Here is a 16,746-nt window from a genome sequence, read left to right on the forward strand (position 1 = left end):
CCCGTACTCGTTCCGGGGGCGTCGGGGGCCGGCGCCGTTCGCGTCCCACGGTGCTCGCGCGCCCCCACACCACCGGATCTCACGGGAAGAAGGCCACTCCATGTTCGAGGCAGTCGAAGAGCTCCTCGCCGAGCACGCCGACCTCGAAACGAGGCTGGCCGACCCCTCGGTCCACGCCGACCAGGCGAACGCCCGCAAGCTGGCCAAGCGGTACGCCGAGCTGACCCCGATCACCCGCGTCTACCGCGCCTGGAAGCAGGCCGGTGAGGACATCGAGGCCGCTCGCGAACTCGCCGCCGAGGAGCCGGAGTTCCTCGCCGAGGTGAAGGAATCCGAGGCCCGCCGCGAGGAGCTGACCGAGGAGCTGCGGCTGCTCCTCGTGCCGCGCGACCCGAACGACGACAAGGACGTCATCCTGGAGGTCAAGGCGGGTGAGGGCGGCGAGGAGTCCGCGCTGTTCGCCGGCGACCTGCTCCGGATGTACCTGCGCTTCGCCGAGCGGGTCGGCTGGAAGACCGAGATCATCGACTCCAACGAGTCCGACCTCGGCGGCTACAAGGACGTCTCGGTGGCCGTGAAGACCAAGGGCAGCACCGAGCCCGGCCACGGCGTCTGGGCCCGGCTGAAGTACGAGGGCGGTGTGCACCGCGTGCAGCGCGTCCCCGCCACCGAGTCCCAGGGCCGGATCCACACCTCCGCGGCGGGCGTGCTGGTCACCCCCGAGGCCGAGGAGGTCGAGGTCGAGATCGTCGCCAACGACCTGCGGATCGACGTCTACCGCTCGTCGGGCCCCGGCGGCCAGTCGGTCAACACCACCGACTCCGCCGTCCGGATCACCCACCTCCCGACCGGTATCGTGGCCTCCTGCCAGAACGAGAAGAGCCAGCTGCAGAACAAGGAGCAGGCCATGCGTATCCTGCGTTCGCGGCTGCTGGCCGCCGCGCAGGAGGAGGCCGAGCGCGAGGCCTCGGACGCGCGCCGCAGCCAGGTCCGCACGGTGGACCGCTCCGAGCGGATCCGGACGTACAACTACCCCGAGAACCGCATCTCGGACCACCGCACGGGCTTCAAGTCGTACAACCTGGACCAGGTCCTGGACGGCGACCTGAACGCGGTGATCCAGTCCTGCGTCGACGCGGACGCGGCGGCCAAGCTCGCCACGGCCCAACAGAACTGAGACCGGCAGCCAGGCCGGAGCGCAGAAACAAGAGGTCGTACGGATGAACCTGCTGCTCGCCGAGGTGGCCCAGGCCACCCAGCGGTTGGCCGCGGCCGGCGTACCGTCGCCGCGCTTCGACGCGGAGGAACTCGCCGCACACGTCCACAACGTGAAGCGCAGCCAGCTGCACACGGTCAAGGACGCCGACTTCGACGCCCGCTACTGGGAGGCCGTCTCCCGCCGGGAGGCGCGCGAGCCGCTGCAGCACATCACCGGCCGGGCGTTCTTCCGCTATCTGGAGCTGGAGGTCGGCCCCGGGGTCTTCGTGCCCCGCCCGGAGACCGAGTCGGTCGTCGAGTGGGCCATAGACGCCGTCCGGGACATGGACGTCGCCGAGCCGCTGGTGGTCGACCTCTGCTCCGGCTCCGGCGCCATCGCCCTCGCCCTCGCCCAGGAGCTGCCGCGCTCCACCGTGCACGCCTTCGAACTGGACGAGGGCGCGCTGCGGTACACCCGGCGCAACATCGAGGCCAGCTCCGACCGGGCCCGCGTCACCCTGCACGCCGGTGACGCCACCCGGGCCTTCGAGGACGACCGCTCCTGGGACGGCCGCTTCGACCTGGTGATCTCCAACCCGCCGTACATCCCCCTCACCGAGTGGGAGTACGTCGCGCCGGAGGCCCGCGACCACGACCCGCAGATGTCGCTGTTCTCCGGCGAGGACGGGCTGGACACCATCCGCGGCATCGAGCGGGTCGCCGCCCGGCTGCTGCGCCCGGGTGGGGCCGTGGTGATCGAGCACGCCGACACCCAGGGCGGCCAGGTGCCGTGGATCTTCAACGAGGAGGGCGGCTGGACGGACGCAGCCGACCACCGCGACCTCAACAACCGCCCGCGCTTCACCACGGCGCGCAAGGCATCGCTGTAATGAGCAATCTCGGAAGGGGACCGCACCGATGAGCCGCCGCTACGACTGTGCCGACACCGGGGACCGCGCCACCGGCCTGCGCGAGGCCGCCTCGGCCATCCGCCGCGGCGAACTCGTCGTGCTGCCCACCGACACCCTCTACGGGGTCGGCGCCGACGCCTTCTCGCCGGAGGCCGTCGCCGCCCTGCTGGCCGCCAAGGGCCGGGGCCGCAACATGCCCTCGCCCGTGCTGGTCGGCTCGCCGACCACCCTGCACGGCCTGGTCACCGACTTCTCCGAACAGGCCTGGGAGCTGGTCGACGCCTTCTGGCCGGGCGGGCTCACCCTGGTCGCCCGGCACCAGCCCTCGCTGCGCTGGGACCTCGGCGAGACCCGGGGCACCGTCGCCGTCCGGATGCCGCTGCACCCGGTCGCGATCGAGCTGCTGAACACCACCGGCCCGCTCGCCGTCTCCAGCGCCAACAGGACCGGCGGACCGTCCCCGAGCACCTGCGACGAGGCCCAGCAGCAGCTCGGCGACGCCATCTCCGTCTACCTGGACGGCGGCCGGGCCGACCACGCCACCGCCTCCTCGATCGTCGACGTCACGGGCAAGGTCCCGGTCCTGCTGCGGGCCGGCGCGATCAGCGCCGAGCAGCTGAGGGAGGTCGTCCCCGACCTGGAGGCCGGCAGTTGACGGCCGCCTCCCTCCATGCCGGGCCCGGCATATCGCCGTACCTGAGCGTGGGCCCGCGGCCGCTGGACCACTTCCGGATCCTGTTCGTCTGTACCGGCAACATCTGCCGCTCGCCGATCGCCGAGCGGCTCACCCGGCGTGAGCTGGACACCCGGCTCAGCCCCCGGGTGGCCGGGCGCATCCTGGTGGAGAGCGCCGGCACCTGGGGCCACGAGGGCGCGCCGATGGAGGAGCACGCCGCCACGGTGCTGGACGAGTACGGCGCCGACAGCGGCGGCTTCGCCGGCCGTGAGCTGCTGGACGAGCACGTGGTCGAGGCCGACCTGGTGCTCACCGCGACCCTCGACCACCGCGCCCAGGTGATCTCGATGGGCCACGAGGCGGGCCTGCGCACCTTCACCCTGAAGGAGTTCACCCGCCTGGTGCGGACGATCGACCCGGGCACCCTGCCCGACCCGCGTCGCGGCGCCGACGTCACCGAGCGTGCCCGCGCGCTGGTCCGGGCCGCCGCCGCGCTGCGCGGCTGGCTGCTCGCCGCGAGCCCGGAGTCGGACGAGGTGCACGACCCGTACGGCGCGCCGATCGGGATGTTCCGCAACTGCGGCGAGGAGATATTCCACGCGGTGGACCCGGTGGTCACCGCGCTCACCGGAGTGCCCGCGCGGGTGTGAAACAGGGGCCGGGGCTGTAACTCCGTGCCTCACCGGTGCTCTGGCCCCGGCGCCCCTCCCGGCGTCCGGCCGGGTGCACCGGCCTCGCGTCGGCAGGACGGCCGGGAGGCCCGGTCATACGCTGGAGAGACCCCCTGCCTCCGGTCGGGAGGCACGCCACGGACCCTGCCCGGGAGCCCCGCCATGACCGTCACCGATGCCGCGACCGGCTCCACCGAGACGACGGGGCGCCGTTGGGCGTCCGAGGCGCTGCACCGGGCCGATCCGCAGCTGGCCGACCTGCTCGCCGCCGAGGCCGAGCGGCGGGCCGAGACGATCCAGCTGCTGGCGGGGGAGAACCTCACCAGCGCGGCGGTACTGGCGGCGCTCTCCGGCCCGCTGATCGACAAGTACGCCGAGGGCTACCCGGGCCGGCGCCACCACACCGGCTGCGCGCTCGCGGACGCCGCCGAGCTGCTGGCGATCGACCGGGCCCGCGAGCTGTTCTCCGCCCCGCACGCCAACGTCCAGCCCCGCTCGGTCACTTCGGCGATGCTGGCGGCCTACGCGGCGCTGCTGCGGCCGGGCGACGTGGTGCTGGCGATGTCGCTGGAGCACGGCGGTCACCTCAGCTGCGGATCGCGGGCCAACTTCTCCGGCCGCTGGTTCGAGTTCATCGGTTACGGGGTCCGCCGGGACGACGGCCTGATCGACCTCGACCAGGTCCGCGAACTCGCCCGGCTCCACCGCCCCAAGGCGATCGTGGCCGGATCCATCTCCTACCCCCGGCACCCCGACTGGGCCGCCTTCCGGGAGATCGCCGACGAGGTCGACGCCTATCTGATCGCCTCCGTCGCACAGACCACCGGCCTGGTCGCGGCCGGTGCGGCGCCCTCCCCGGTGCCGTACGTGGACGTCACCGTCGCCGCCACCCACAAGCTCCTCCGCGGTCCGCGCGGCGGCCTGCTGCTCTGTATCGCCGAGCTGGCCGAGCGGATCGACCGGGCGGTGTTCCCGTTCAGCCAGGGCGGCGCCGCGATGAACGAGGTGGCCGGCAAGGCCGTCGCCCTGGCCGAGGCGGGCACCCCCGGCTACCGCGCGTACGCCCTGCGCACGGTGGCCGGCGCCCGGGTGCTGGCGGACGGGCTCGCGGCGGCCGGTGCGCGCCCGCTGACCGGCGGCACCGACACCCATCTGGTCACCGCCGACGTCGGCCCGCTGGGCGTCAGCGGAGCCGAGGCCGAGCGCCGCTGCGCCGCGGCCGGACTGATGCTCGGCAAGAGCGCACTGCCGTACGACCCGGCGCCACCCGCCGAGGCGTCCGGGATCAGGCTCGGCACCGGCACCGTGACCTCGCAGGGCATGGGCGAGACCGAGCTCGCGGAGATCGCCGGACTGATCGGCCGTCTGCTCACGGAGGGCGCGGACGCCCGGACCGGCGCCCGGGTCCGGGAGCTCGCGCAGGCCTTCGCCGACCGCCGGTGAGAGCGACCGGAGCACAGACATCCGACTTACCTACCCGCCAGGGCGAACCGCGATGCACACCCCACGCGTCCGACTCAATAAGGTGTGTGCCGTGGCGACCCACCTCGAACCCCGGACAGGCACGGGGGTACTTTCGGTACCCACCCGTTGGACAGTGACGCAGGAGGCCAGTGGTGCGTGAGTATCTGCTGGTGCTGTTCTGCACCGCGGCCGTCACCTACCTGCTGACCGGCCCGGTACGGAAGTTCGCGATCGCGGCCGGCGCGATGCCGCCGGTCCGCGCCCGCGACGTGCACCGCGAGCCCACGCCGCGACTCGGCGGCATCGCCATGTTCGGCGGCCTCTGCGCGGGCATCCTGGTGGCCTCCCAGCTGGACAACCTGAGCAAGATCTTCTCCGAGGGCACCGACATCCGGGCGCTGCTCTCCGGCGCCGGGATCATGTGGCTGCTCGGCGTGCTCGACGACAAATGGGGCGTGGACGCGCTGGTGAAGCTCGGCGGCCAGATGATCGCCGCCGGTGTGATGGTCTGGCAGGGCGTCACCGTGATCACGATCCCGGTGCCCGGCTTCGGCGCGGTCGCGGTCAGTCCCACCCAGGGCATGGTCATCTCGGTCACCATGGTCGTCGTCATGGTCAACGCGGTGAACTTCATCGACGGTCTGGACGGGCTGGCCGGCGGCATGGTCTGCATCGCCGCGATGGCCTTCTTCCTCTACTCGTACCGGCTCTGGTACGGCTACTCGATCAACGACGCGGCCCCCGCCGTGCTGTTCAGCGTGCTGCTGATCGGCATGTGCCTCGGTTTCCTGGCGCACAACCTGCACCCGGCCCGGATCTTCATGGGCGACTCCGGCTCGATGATGCTGGGCCTGATGCTCGCCGTCGCCGCGATCTCCATCACCGGCCGGGTCGACCCCGACCTGATCACCAGCGAGACCGGATCGCTGACCGCCACCGTGCACGCCCTGGTGCCGATCTACATCCCGCTGCTGCTGCCGCTGACGGTCATCGCGCTGCCGCTGGCCGACCTGCTGCTCGCGGTGGTCCGCCGCACCTGGGCCGGCCAGTCGCCGTTCGCCGCCGACAAGCGCCACCTGCACCACCGGTTGCTCCAGGTCGGCCACTCGCACAGCCGGGCCGTGCTGATCATGTACTTCTGGGCGGCGCTGATCGCCTTCGGCACCGTCGCCTTCTCGGTCACCAACACCGGCCGCACGGTGGTGCTGACCCTGGCCGGGCTCTGCCTGGTCGGCCTGGTGGTGCTGCTGACCCCGCAGTTCCGCCCGCGCGCCCCGCGGGCCGTGCAGGCCTTCGTCCCGCCGCGCTACCGCCGCCGCAAGCCGGCCCGGGCCGTCGCGGACACCGCCCCGGCCGCCGGGACCGCCGCCACGGGCAGCGGCGCCACAGGCGGCGGCGTCACGGAGAGTGGCGGTACGGAGAGCGCTGCCACCGGCGGCAGCGGCGAGGGCCCGACCCCGCCGACCTCCGCGCCGATGGCCGAGCTGTCCGCGAAGGACAAGGAACTGCTCGGCGGTCTGGACGGCGGCTCGTCCGCGGTCGGCGGTCGCGGACGCGGTACCGGCCGTGGCTAGCGGGCGAGTTGACGAGACGTCACGCCGCTTCACCCGGATGGCTGCATCGTTGGGCCATCAGTGTGACAGGTGCCACATATTCATGGTAAAGCTCTCATCAAATAGTTTGTGATACCGTTCACGAGTACCGAGAACACGCCGAAAGACCTGACAGGTGGAGGACTTCCGTCCCTGGTCGGTCTCCCTCGACGGGCTCGCCGCCAAGCGGCCGGCCTGCGGCGGCCTTTCGGTCCGGTGTCACCCACCACGTTCTGTGCCCGTCCCCCCGCCACCCGACATGCCGCCGGAGTTGCCGACATGCCGTCCAACGACGCCCGGATCCTCCGAGGCGCCGCGATCCCCACTGCGGTCGCCGGAATCATCGCGATGGTGATCTCCTTTGCCGTCGCGGGTAGCAAGGGGCTGCTCGGCGCTCTCTTCGGAACGCTGCTGGTGATGGCCTTCTTCAGCTTCGGCCAGGTCGCACTCGACCGGCTGACCAGGTCGAACCCGCAGATCATGATGGCCGCGGCGCTCCTGGTCTACACCACTCAGATCCTGCTGGTCGGTATCGTCCTCGCGGTCTTCAAGGACACCGAACTCTTCAACCGGCAGGCCTTCGCCTTCACGCTGCTGGGCTGCGCCCTGATCTGGACGGGCTTCCAGGTGCGCGGCGCACTCAAGGCCAAGACCTTCTACGTCGACCCCGACGCCTCCGAAAACAAGGGCGACAAGCCTTCCGACTCGGGGCGTCAACAGTGACGAGGCCAGACTGTCCCCCCAACGAGGGGGGCGGTGTTTATGCCGTCCTGACGGGCTGCTATCGTCCGTCGCAGCAACGGAGTACGGGAAGAGGCCTGGTCTGTCCGCCTGACGGACGGATCGCCCCCCGGATCCGCGCCGTCTTCGATGATCCCGCTGTGGTGCAGCGCACTGCCGCGCGGGGTCTGCGAGAAACCCATCAAGTTCCAGTGCCGCTACGTGGTCGCAGGCCACGCCGACACACCGAGGTTGCCGTAACCATGCGTCACGACGAAGGAGTCCGTGGTGAGTGCTGAACTCACGTCCCTCGCCTCAGGCAGTTGCCACTTCGGGGACGCTGGCTGTGGCTTCCCGGCCCCGGGTCTGAACGAGTTCCAGTTCCAGCCGATCTTCTCGATCGGCAGCGTCGAGTTCAACAAGCCGATGCTGCTCTCGATCGTCGTCGCGCTGCTGGTGGTCGTCTTCTTCTGGGCCGCCTTCGCCAAGCCGCGGCTGGTCCCCGGGAAGCTGCAGCTGGTCGGTGAGATCGGCTACGACTTCGTCAAGCGCTCCATCGTGCTGGAGACGATCGGCAAAAAGGGCGAGAAGTACGTCCCGATGCTGGTCTCGATGTTCTTCTTCATCTGGTTGATGAACATCATGTCGATCATCCCGTTCGCCCAGTTCCCGGTGACGGCGGCGATCGCGTTCCCGGCCGGCCTCGCGGCCGTCGTGTGGATCACCTACATGACGCTGACCTTCAAGAAGCACGGCTTCGTCGGCGGTCTGAAGAACCTCTGCTGGCCCTCGGGCATCCCCGGCTGGGTCATGTTCATCCTGGTGCCGATCGAGTTCTTCTCGAACATCTTCGTGCGGCCCTTCACGCTCGCGGTCCGAGCCTTCGCGAACATGTTCGCCGGCCACCTGCTGATCGTGATGTTCTCCATCGCCTCCTGGTACCTGCTCAGCCCGACCCTGGGCGCGCTGTACGGCTCGGCCTCGTTCATCGTCGCCGTCGGCCTCACCGCCTTCGAGCTGCTGGTCCAGTTCCTGCAGGCCTACATCTTCGTGATGCTGGCCAGCAGCTACATCGCCGGTGCCCTCGAAGAGGCGCACTGAGCCAGGGGGCCACGGCCCCTCCCCGAACCAAACCTCCCGGACCGCCCGGTGGCCAATCACCACCGGTTCACCACCCTGCAAAGGACAACTGCAATGAGCTTCCTCGCTGAGGGCACTGTCTACGGTTCCGTCGCCTCCCTGGGCTACGGCCTCGCCGCCATCGGCCCCGGCATCGGCGTCGGTCTCATCTTCGGTAACGGTGTCCAGGCCATGGCCCGTCAGCCCGAGGCCGCGGGTCTGATCCGCTCCAACATGTTCATCGGCTTCGCGCTGACCGAGGCGCTCGCCCTCATCGGCATCGTCATGCCGTTCGTCTTCGGCAACAAGTAATCCCGCCGTAGACCCATTCGAGGAAGGTCCAGATATGAGCGTCGTGGCCCAGCTTGCGGCCGAGGAGAAGATGAATCCTCTCCTCCCCGCGTGGCCCGAGATCATCATCGGCCTGCTCTGCTTCTTCATCGTCTTCGGTCTGCTCGGCAAGAAGCTCCTCCCCAGCATCGAGAAGGTGCTGTCGGAGCGCCGGGACGCCATCGAGGGCGGCATGGAGCGAGCCGAGGCCGCTCAGGCCGAGGCTCAGGCCCTGCTTGAGCAGTACCGCGCCGAGCTCGCCGAGGCGCGTCACGAGGCTGCTCGCATCGTCGAGCAGGCTCGCGAGCAGGGCGCCGCCCAGCTCGTCGAGATGCGCGAGGAGGGCCAGCGCCAGCGCGAGGCCATCGTCGCGGCCGGCCACGCCCAGATCGAGGCCGACAAGAAGCAGGCGACTGCCGCCCTGCGCCAGGACGTGGGTTCGCTGGCCTCCCAGCTGGCCTCCCGCATCGTGGGTGAGTCCCTTGAGGACCACGCCCGGCAGAGCGGCGTGATCGACCGCTTCCTGGACGAGCTGGAGGCCAAGGCCGCCGTTGCTCAGGGTGCGGCCAAGTGATCGGCGCAAGCCGCGAGGCCCTCGCCGCCGGGCGGCAGAACCTCGAAGGCCTGACCGACTCCACCTCGGTGGACGCGGTCAAGCTGGCCGAGGAGCTCACCGCCGTCACGGTCCTCCTGGACCGTGAGGTGTCGCTCCGCCGCGTGCTGACGGACCCCTCCCGGTCCGGCCAGGACAAGGCCCAGCTGCTCTCCTCGCTGCTGTCCGGGCAGGTCTCCGGTGAGACCGTCGACCTGGTCTCCGGCCTGGTTCGCAGCCGCTGGTCCGGCTCGCGCGACCTGGTCGACGCCACCGAGCAGCTGGCCGCGTACGCCGAGGTCATCGCCGCCGAGAAGGCCGGTGTCCTGGACGACGTCGAGGACGAGCTGTTCCGGTTCGGCCGGGTGGCGACGGGCACGCACGAGCTGCGTTCCGCGCTGACCGAGCCCAAGGCCGGCACCGTCGCCAAGGCGGCCCTGGTCAAGAAGCTGCTCGGCGGCCGCGCCAACGCGGGCACCGTCCGGCTGGTCACGGCCCTGGTCACCAACCCGCGTGGCCGTAGCCTGGAGCAGGGCCTGGAGTCCTACTCGAAGCTCGCCGCCTCGCGGCGCGGGCGCGTGGTGGCCCTGGTCACCACCGCGGTGCCGCTGTCGGACGGCCAGAAGGAGCGCCTCACCGGTGCTCTGGGCCGGCTGTACGGCCGCCAGGTCCACCTGAACATCGATGTCGACCCCGAGGTCGTCGGCGGTGTCCGGGTGCAGATCGGCGACGAGATCATCGACGGCACCGTGTCGAGCCGCCTCGAAGGCGCTCGCCAGTCGCTCGAAGGCTGAGCACCGAAGCACATCCGACCCTCGGTCGGGAACCGGCTCCCCCCGGAGCCGGCAAATCGTACGGCCGGTTCGAGAGACCCGGCCGAGAGTCGAATACTTGCGGCCCTCAATGGCGGGCCGAGGATCGCAAACTAGGAGAGCAGGGAAGCCTGATGGCGGAGCTTACGATCCGTCCGGAGGAGATCCGGGACGCGCTGGCCGACTTTGTCCAGTCGTACCAGCCGGACGCCGCCTCGCGTGAAGAGGTCGGCACGGTCACTGACGCGGCGGACGGTATCGCGCATGTCGAGGGTCTGCCCTCGGTCATGGCGAACGAGCTGCTGAAGTTCGAGGACGGCACGCTCGGCCTCGCGCTGAACCTCGACACCCGCGAGATCGGTGTCGTCATCCTCGGTGAGTTCGGCGGCATCGAAGAGGGCCAGACGGTGCGTCGCACCGGCGAGGTCCTCTCCGTGCCGGTCGGCGAGGGCTACCTCGGCCGCGTCGTGGACCCGCTGGGCAACCCGATCGACGGCCTGGGCGACATCGCGTCCAGCGGCCGCCGCGCCCTGGAGCTGCAGGCTCCGGGCGTCATGGCCCGCAAGTCGGTCAAGGAGCCGCTGCAGACCGGCATCAAGGCCATCGACGCGATGACCCCGATCGGCCGCGGCCAGCGCCAGCTGATCATCGGTGACCGCCAGACCGGCAAGACCGCGGTGGCCGTCGACACGATCATCAACCAGCGTGACAACTGGCGCTCGGGCGACCCGAAGAAGCAGGTCCGCTGCATCTACGTCGCCGTGGGCCAGAAGGGCTCCACCATCGCGTCCGTCCGCGGCGCCCTGGAGGAGGCCGGCGCGCTGGAGTACACCACCATCGTGGCCGCTCCCGCCTCCGACCCGGCCGGCTTCAAGTACCTCGCTCCGTACACCGGCTCCGCCATCGGCCAGGAGTGGATGTACGAGGGCAAGCACGTCCTGATCATCTTCGACGACCTGTCGAAGCAGGCCGAGGCCTACCGCTCCGTCTCCCTGCTGCTGCGCCGCCCGCCGGGCCGCGAGGCCTACCCGGGTGACGTCTTCTACCTGCACTCCCGTCTGCTGGAGCGCTGCGCCAAGCTGAACGACGCGCTCGGCGGCGGCTCGATGACCGGTCTGCCGATCATCGAGACCAAGGCCAACGACGTCTCGGCGTACATCCCGACCAACGTCATCTCCATCACCGACGGCCAGTGCTTCCTGGAGTCCGACCTGTTCAACGCCGGCATCCGCCCGGCCGTGAACGTCGGTATCTCGGTCTCCCGCGTCGGTGGCTCCGCCCAGATCAAGGCCATGCGCTCGGTCGCCGGCCGTCTGCGTCTGGACCTCGCCCAGTACCGTGAGCTGGAGGCGTTCGCCGCCTTCGGTTCCGACCTGGACGCGGCCTCCAAGGCCCAGCTGGAGCGCGGTGCGCGCATGGTCGAGCTGCTGAAGCAGGGCCAGTACCAGCCGTTCCCGGTCGAGGAGCAGGTCGCCTCCATCTGGGCCGGCACCACCGGCAAGCTGGACGACGTCCCGGTCGCGGACATCCGCCGCTTCGAGCGCGAGTTCCTGGACCACCTGCGTCTGCAGCACAAGGACCTGCTGGCCGGCATCGTCGAGACCGGTCTGCTGGCCGACGGCACCGTCGACGCGCTGACCGAGGCGATCGCCGCCTTCAAGCAGGGCTTCACCACCGCCGACGGCAAGCTGCTCGGCGAGCAGGCCTGAGTCCGGTAGCGAGGGAAAGGACGTAACGACCCATGGGAGCACAGCTTCGGGTCTACAAGCGCCGGATCCGCTCTGTCACCGCGACGAAGAAGATCACCAAGGCGATGGAGATGATCTCCGCGTCGCGCATCGTCAAGGCGCAGCGCGCGGTGGCCGCCTCCACTCCGTACGCCGATGAGCTCACCAGGGCGGTGACGGCGGTGGCCACCCGGTCCAACGCCAAGCACCCGCTCACCACCGAGAACCCGAACGCCTCGCGCGCCGCCGTCCTGCTGATCACGGCGGACCGCGGCCTGGCGGGCGGTTACTCGACCAACGCCATCAAGCAGGCCATCGCGCTCAGCGCGAAGCTTCGCGCCGAGGGCAAGGACGTGGTGACGTACATCGTCGGCCGCAAGGGCGTCTCGTACTACAACTTCCGCGATCTTGCGATCGCGGGCTCGTGGACGGGATTCTCCGACAAGCCGACCTACGGTGACGCGAAGGCCGTGGCGGTCGACCTGATCGAGGCCTTCACGGCCGAGACGGGCGGTGTCGACGAGCTCCACCTGGTCTCCACCAAGTTCGAGTCGATGCTGACCCAGACCGCGGTGGACGCCCGGCTGCTGCCGCTGAAGCTGGACGAGGTCCAGCTCAGCGACGACAAGCCGGCCAAGGCGGAGATCTTCCCGCTGTACGACTTCGAGCCGTCGGCGGAGGGCGTCCTCGACGCGCTGCTGCCGCGGTACGTCGAGAGCCGGATCTACAACGCGCTGCTGCAGTCGGCCGCCTCGGAGCACGCCGCTCGCCGGCGCGCGATGAAGAGCGCGACCGACAATGCCGGCGAGCTCATCAAGTCGCTCACGCGGCTTGCCAACTCGGCCCGTCAGGCCGAGATCACCCAGGAAATCAGCGAGATCGTCGGCGGTGCCAACGCCCTCGCCGACGCTAGCCGCGGGAGCGAATGAGAATGACCACCACTGTTGAGCCGACCACGGCGACGGGCCGCGTCGCGCGGGTCATCGGCCCGGTCGTCGACGTGGAGTTCCCCGTCGACGCGATTCCGGACATGTTCAACGCCCTGCACGTCGAGGTGGACAACCCCGACGGCACGGGCAAGAAGACCCTGACCCTCGAGGTCGCCCAGCACCTCGGCGACGGCGTGGTCCGCGGCATCTCGATGCAGCCGACCGACGGTCTCGTCCGTGGCGCGCAGGTCTCCGACACCGGTTCGGCGATCTCCGTCCCGGTCGGCCAGATCACCAAGGGCAAGGTCTTCAACGCCCTCGGTGAGGTGCTGAACGTCGACAAGGCCGAGTTCGAGTCGCAGGTGGAGGTCCGCTGGCCGATCCACCGCAAGGCCCCGGACTTCAAGGACCTCGAGTCCAAGACCGAGATGTTCGAGACCGGCATCAAGGTCATCGACCTGCTCACCCCGTACGTGACCGGTGGCAAGATCGGTCTGTTCGGTGGTGCCGGTGTCGGTAAGACCGTTCTGATCCAGGAGATGATCTACCGCGTCGCCGAGAACTTCGGTGGTGTGTCGGTCTTCGCCGGTGTCGGTGAGCGTACCCGTGAGGGCAACGACCTGATCGACGAGATGGTCGACTCGGGCGTTCTGGACAAGACCGCGCTGGTCTTCGGCCAGATGGACGAGCCGCCGGGCACCCGTCTGCGCGTCGCGCTCTCCGCGCTGACCATGGCGGAGTACTTCCGTGACGTGGAGCAGCAGGACGTTCTGCTCTTCATCGACAACATCTTCCGGTTCACCCAGGCCGGTTCCGAGGTGTCGACCCTGCTCGGCCGTATGCCCTCCGCGGTGGGTTACCAGCCGAACCTGGCCGACGAGATGGGCCTCCTGCAGGAGCGCATCACCTCGACCCGCGGTCACTCGATCACCTCGATGCAGGCGATCTACGTCCCCGCGGACGACCTGACCGACCCGGCGCCGGCCACCACCTTCGCCCACCTCGACGCGACGACGGTTCTCTCCCGTCCGATCTCCGAGAAGGGCATCTACCCGGCCGTCGACCCGCTGGACTCCACGTCCCGCATCCTGGACCCGCGCTACATCGCGCAGACCCACTACGACACGGCCATCCGCGTCAAGGGGATCCTGCAGAAGTACAAGGACCTCCAGGACATCATCGCGATCCTCGGCATCGACGAGCTGAGCGAGGACGACAAGGTCATCGTCCACCGTGCCCGTCGCATCGAGCGCTTCCTCTCGCAGAACACCTACGTGGCGAAGCAGTTCACCGGCGTCGACGGCTCGACCGTGCCGCTGTCGGAGACCATCGAGGCCTTCAACGCGATCGCGGACGGCAAGTACGACTCGATCCCCGAGCAGGCCTTCTTCATGTGCGGTGGCATCGAGGACCTCGAGAAGAACGCCGCCGAGCTCGCGAAGAAGTAGTCGCGGCCGGTAGCAGCTGAGTGACCGTGAGGGGTGGGCCCCAGCCCTGGGACCCACCCCTCACGTCGCATCGGCTGTGATTCCGGTCAAATCCGGGCCGCCGGTTTCATGCCGGAGGCGCGGGCCCGTTATTCTTACCGAAACTCCCGAGTAATCGGGCGTTGCATGAGCCTAGGAGCCCACGTTGGCTGAGCTGCACGTCGAGCTGGTCGCAGCCGACCGCAAGGTGTGGTCCGGTGCGGCCACCATCGTTGTCGCCCGTACGGCCTCCGGTGACACCGGCATCATGCCGGGTCACACCCCGGTGCTGAGCGTGCTGGAGACCGGCCCGGTCACCATCCGCACGGTGGACGGCGGCACCGTGATCGCCGCGGTGCACGGAGGGTTCATCTCCTTCGCCGACAACAAGCTGTCTCTGCTCGCGGAGATCGCCGAGCTGGCGGACGAGATCGATGTCGCGCGGGCCGAGCGCGCGCTGGAGCAGGCACAGTCCTCCCTGGACGAGCACGCCGAGCGGCGCGCGGAGGTCCGCCTGTTCGCGGCGCGCGGCCTCAAGGCCCACGCCTGAGTCGCACCAGACCCCTCGGTTGAGGGGTCGACCGACGGTCCCGGGGACGCGCGAGCGTGACCCCGGGACTGTCGTCTCAGTTGGTAGGTCAACGCGGTCGCTTGATAGGACCGACATACGGGGAACGCGGGTAGCGAGGAGGTAGGTGAGCATGGTCCTCGCCCTTGTGGTGTGTGCGGCGGTCGTGGCCCTGGGTGTGATCGGCCTCGTGGCATTCGCGGTACGACGCCGGGTGATCCAGCGGGTCGGCGGCACGTTCGACTGCAGTTACCGGCTCAAAATGCCCGCCGACGCCTCGACGCAGCCCGACCTCGACGAGAACGGCAAACCCACCTCGGCCCCGGTCCCACAGACCGATGGCAAGGGGTGGGTTTTTGGTATCGGCCGGTACAGCGGTGACTCGATCGAGTGGTTCCGGGTCTTCTCGTACGCCCCGCGCCCGCGCCGGGTACTGCCCCGCCGGGAGATCGAGGTGCTCGGCCGGCGCTACCCCGAGGGGCAGGAGGAGCTGGCCCTGCTCTCCGGCTCGGTCGTGCTCCGCTGCCTGCACAACGGCGCTCCGCTGGAGCTGGCGATGAGCGACGACGCCCTGACCGGCTTCCTGGCCTGGCTCGAGGCGGCCCCGCCCGGGCAGAGAGTCAACGTCGCGTAGCGACGAGACTCCCCGAGGGAAGGGTTAACGCCGCCTAACCTCACGGCTAGGCTGGGCCGCATGGTCAATCTGACGCGTATCTACACCCGTACCGGCGACGACGGCACCACCGCGCTGGGTGACATGAGCCGGACCACCAAGACCGATCCGCGCCTGGTCGCGTACGCCGACGCCAACGAGGCGAACGCGGCGATCGGGGTGGCGGTGGCCGCCGGCGCGCTGCCCGAGGACGTGGTGGCGGTGCTCGTCCGGGTGCAGAACGACCTGTTCGACGTGGGGGCGGACCTCTCCACCCCGGTCGTCGAGGACCCGAAGTACCCGCCGCTGCGGGTCCTGCAGTCGTACATCGACCGGCTGGAGACCGACTGCGACCACTATCTGGAGTCGCTGGAGAAGCTGCGCAGCTTCATCCTGCCCGGGGGCACCGCCGGAGCGGCCTATCTGCACCTGGCCTGCACGGTGGTGCGGCGGGCCGAGCGGTCCACCTGGGCGGCGATCGAGGCGCACGGCGACACCGTCAACCCGCTGACCGCCAAGTACCTCAACCGGCTCTCCGACCTGCTGTTCATCCTCGCCCGCTCGGCCAACAAGGAGCGCGGCGACGTGCTCTGGGTGCCCGGCGAGAACCGCTGAGCCGGGCCCGGGCCCGCGTGGGCTACTGCTGCTGCGGGACCTTCCAGCCGACCACCAGGCCGTCCTCGACGATGGCGCCGGCCGGTGCCTCCTTGGGCCAGAGCGAGTAGCAGGCGGCCACGATCACGTTGACCACGGCCACGATGCTCAGCCGCAGGTACCAGCCGGTGAAGGTGTCGAACCGGGCGGAGCCGTCGGAGAGCGGGACCAGTGCGGTGATCAGGGCGAGGGTGATGGCGGCGGAGACCACGGTCCGGCCGCAGATCTGCCACTCGTAGCGGGTCCGCTCGGGGCCGTACTTGGGGGAGCGCCGCGGCTTGGGGCCGCCCGCGAAGCGGTACAGGAAGTGCCGGTCGGCCCAGCGGACCAGGGACGGCCCGTAGCCGATCGAGAAACCGGCGTAGCTCGCCGCGAGCGCGTGCGTCCAGCTCGCGGTGGCGCCGCCGCGCAGGTCGAGCACCGTGAGGACGAACAGGGTCAGGTCCACCACGGGCAGGCCGACCAGCAGTACGGTGCTCAGCCGCCGGCGGCGCAGCAGGTAGCGGGTGGCGAGGCCGAGGGCGAGCACGGCCCAGAAGGCCACCTCGGCCGCGACGATGAGGGTGACGATCACGGTGTTCTCCCGGGCTCTCGGCGGTGCCTCCAGCCTTCCGTGCGCGGCCCGGCCCGTCATCGTCGCGGAAGGCGAGCCCGGGCTGCATCCTT

Annotated in this window: 18 protein-coding genes; 17 read left to right on the forward strand and 1 reads right to left on the reverse strand. The window is 70.0% G+C overall.

Annotated features, from left to right (window positions below; all coding sequences use genetic code 11):
* Positions 1-100: 100 nt before the first annotated feature.
* The 17 genes from prfA (at position 101) to ACIQIB_RS15675 (ending at position 16,041) form a co-directional block, all read left to right on the forward strand.
* On the forward strand, positions 101-1,177 hold the full coding sequence (gene prfA / locus ACIQIB_RS15595; protein WP_363604792.1) for a peptide chain release factor 1: 1,077 nt from the start codon (positions 101-103) through the stop codon (positions 1,175-1,177).
* A gap of 43 nt (positions 1,178-1,220) precedes the next feature.
* A complete protein-coding gene (gene prmC / locus ACIQIB_RS15600; RefSeq protein ID WP_363604793.1) occupies positions 1,221-2,087 on the forward strand; it encodes a peptide chain release factor N(5)-glutamine methyltransferase in 867 nt (288 codons plus the stop codon).
* Positions 2,088-2,115: 28 nt separating this feature from the next.
* The gene (locus ACIQIB_RS15605) at positions 2,116-2,763 is read left to right on the forward strand and encodes an L-threonylcarbamoyladenylate synthase (RefSeq protein WP_363604794.1); all 648 of its coding nucleotides are present in this window, start codon (positions 2,116-2,118) and stop codon (positions 2,761-2,763) included.
* Between the two features lie 29 nt (positions 2,764-2,792).
* Positions 2,793-3,434 (forward strand): protein-tyrosine-phosphatase, encoded by a 642-nt coding sequence (locus tag ACIQIB_RS15610; RefSeq protein WP_363604907.1) that lies wholly within the window; start codon positions 2,793-2,795, stop codon positions 3,432-3,434.
* 183 nt (positions 3,435-3,617) lie between these two features.
* Positions 3,618-4,898, forward strand: a complete 1,281-nt coding sequence (glyA, locus tag ACIQIB_RS15615) for a serine hydroxymethyltransferase (protein ID WP_363604796.1) — start codon at positions 3,618-3,620, stop codon at positions 4,896-4,898.
* A gap of 173 nt (positions 4,899-5,071) precedes the next feature.
* On the forward strand, positions 5,072-6,493 hold the full coding sequence (locus tag ACIQIB_RS15620) for an MraY family glycosyltransferase (protein WP_400758386.1): 1,422 nt from the start codon (positions 5,072-5,074) through the stop codon (positions 6,491-6,493).
* Positions 6,494-6,790: 297 nt separating this feature from the next.
* Positions 6,791-7,234, forward strand: a complete 444-nt coding sequence (locus ACIQIB_RS15625; protein ID WP_363604799.1) for a hypothetical protein — start codon at positions 6,791-6,793, stop codon at positions 7,232-7,234.
* A gap of 285 nt (positions 7,235-7,519) precedes the next feature.
* Entirely contained in the window at positions 7,520-8,332 is an 813-nt protein-coding gene (gene atpB / locus ACIQIB_RS15630) for a F0F1 ATP synthase subunit A (RefSeq protein WP_363604801.1), read from the forward strand.
* Positions 8,333-8,425: 93 nt separating this feature from the next.
* Positions 8,426-8,662 (forward strand): ATP synthase F0 subunit C, encoded by a 237-nt coding sequence (atpE, locus tag ACIQIB_RS15635; RefSeq protein ID WP_363604803.1) that lies wholly within the window; start codon positions 8,426-8,428, stop codon positions 8,660-8,662.
* A 34-nt stretch (positions 8,663-8,696) separates the two neighbouring features.
* Positions 8,697-9,254, forward strand: coding sequence for a F0F1 ATP synthase subunit B (locus tag ACIQIB_RS15640; RefSeq protein ID WP_363604805.1), 558 nt, complete (start codon positions 8,697-8,699; stop codon positions 9,252-9,254).
* On the forward strand, positions 9,251-10,066 hold the full coding sequence (locus ACIQIB_RS15645; protein WP_363604807.1) for a F0F1 ATP synthase subunit delta: 816 nt from the start codon (positions 9,251-9,253) through the stop codon (positions 10,064-10,066). Before ACIQIB_RS15640 ends, ACIQIB_RS15645 begins: the two co-directional genes overlap by 4 nt.
* Positions 10,067-10,218: 152 nt before the next feature.
* The gene (gene atpA / locus ACIQIB_RS15650; protein WP_400758388.1) at positions 10,219-11,793 is read left to right on the forward strand and encodes a F0F1 ATP synthase subunit alpha; all 1,575 of its coding nucleotides are present in this window, start codon (positions 10,219-10,221) and stop codon (positions 11,791-11,793) included.
* A 32-nt stretch (positions 11,794-11,825) separates the two neighbouring features.
* Entirely contained in the window at positions 11,826-12,740 is a 915-nt protein-coding gene (locus ACIQIB_RS15655) for a F0F1 ATP synthase subunit gamma (RefSeq protein WP_363604811.1), read from the forward strand.
* Between the two features lie 2 nt (positions 12,741-12,742).
* Positions 12,743-14,188: a F0F1 ATP synthase subunit beta gene (gene atpD / locus ACIQIB_RS15660; RefSeq protein WP_363604812.1), complete on the forward strand. Its 1,446-nt coding sequence runs from the start codon at positions 12,743-12,745 to the stop codon at positions 14,186-14,188.
* Between the two features lie 184 nt (positions 14,189-14,372).
* On the forward strand, positions 14,373-14,756 hold the full coding sequence (locus ACIQIB_RS15665) for a F0F1 ATP synthase subunit epsilon (protein WP_363604814.1): 384 nt from the start codon (positions 14,373-14,375) through the stop codon (positions 14,754-14,756).
* A gap of 151 nt (positions 14,757-14,907) precedes the next feature.
* Complete coding sequence (locus ACIQIB_RS15670) at positions 14,908-15,408, forward strand: DUF2550 domain-containing protein (protein ID WP_329489620.1); 501 nt, start codon at positions 14,908-14,910, stop codon at positions 15,406-15,408.
* 60 nt (positions 15,409-15,468) lie between these two features.
* Positions 15,469-16,041, forward strand: a complete 573-nt coding sequence (locus ACIQIB_RS15675) for a cob(I)yrinic acid a,c-diamide adenosyltransferase (RefSeq protein WP_363604815.1) — start codon at positions 15,469-15,471, stop codon at positions 16,039-16,041.
* 22 nt (positions 16,042-16,063) lie between these two features.
* Here ACIQIB_RS15675 and ACIQIB_RS15680 read toward each other — a convergent pair whose 3' ends face one another.
* Entirely contained in the window at positions 16,064-16,654 is a 591-nt protein-coding gene (locus ACIQIB_RS15680) for a hypothetical protein (RefSeq protein ID WP_400654619.1), read from the reverse strand.
* Between the last annotated feature and the right edge of the window lie 92 nt (positions 16,655-16,746).

The organism is Kitasatospora sp. NPDC092286 (genome assembly GCF_044755565.1).
Taxonomy (GTDB): Bacteria; Actinomycetota; Actinomycetes; order Streptomycetales; family Streptomycetaceae; genus Kitasatospora.

What these genes read in the sequence shown, in the direction of transcription:
- prfA (WP_363604792.1), top strand. Translation starts at nt 101, where the DNA reads ATGTTCGAGGCAGTCGAAGAGCTCCTCGCCGAGCACGCCGACCTCGAA.
- prmC (WP_363604793.1), top strand. Translation starts at nt 1,221, where the DNA reads ATGAACCTGCTGCTCGCCGAGGTGGCCCAGGCCACCCAGCGGTTGGCC.
- ACIQIB_RS15605 (WP_363604794.1), top strand. Translation starts at nt 2,116, where the DNA reads ATGAGCCGCCGCTACGACTGTGCCGACACCGGGGACCGCGCCACCGGC.
- glyA (WP_363604796.1), top strand. Translation starts at nt 3,618, where the DNA reads ATGACCGTCACCGATGCCGCGACCGGCTCCACCGAGACGACGGGGCGC.
- ACIQIB_RS15625 (WP_363604799.1), top strand. Translation starts at nt 6,791, where the DNA reads ATGCCGTCCAACGACGCCCGGATCCTCCGAGGCGCCGCGATCCCCACT.
- atpE (WP_363604803.1), top strand. Translation starts at nt 8,426, where the DNA reads ATGAGCTTCCTCGCTGAGGGCACTGTCTACGGTTCCGTCGCCTCCCTG.
- ACIQIB_RS15640 (WP_363604805.1), top strand. Translation starts at nt 8,697, where the DNA reads ATGAGCGTCGTGGCCCAGCTTGCGGCCGAGGAGAAGATGAATCCTCTC.
- atpA (WP_400758388.1), top strand. Translation starts at nt 10,219, where the DNA reads ATGGCGGAGCTTACGATCCGTCCGGAGGAGATCCGGGACGCGCTGGCC.
- ACIQIB_RS15655 (WP_363604811.1), top strand. Translation starts at nt 11,826, where the DNA reads ATGGGAGCACAGCTTCGGGTCTACAAGCGCCGGATCCGCTCTGTCACC.
- atpD (WP_363604812.1), top strand. Translation starts at nt 12,743, where the DNA reads ATGACCACCACTGTTGAGCCGACCACGGCGACGGGCCGCGTCGCGCGG.
- ACIQIB_RS15670 (WP_329489620.1), top strand. Translation starts at nt 14,908, where the DNA reads ATGGTCCTCGCCCTTGTGGTGTGTGCGGCGGTCGTGGCCCTGGGTGTG.
- ACIQIB_RS15675 (WP_363604815.1), top strand. Translation starts at nt 15,469, where the DNA reads ATGGTCAATCTGACGCGTATCTACACCCGTACCGGCGACGACGGCACC.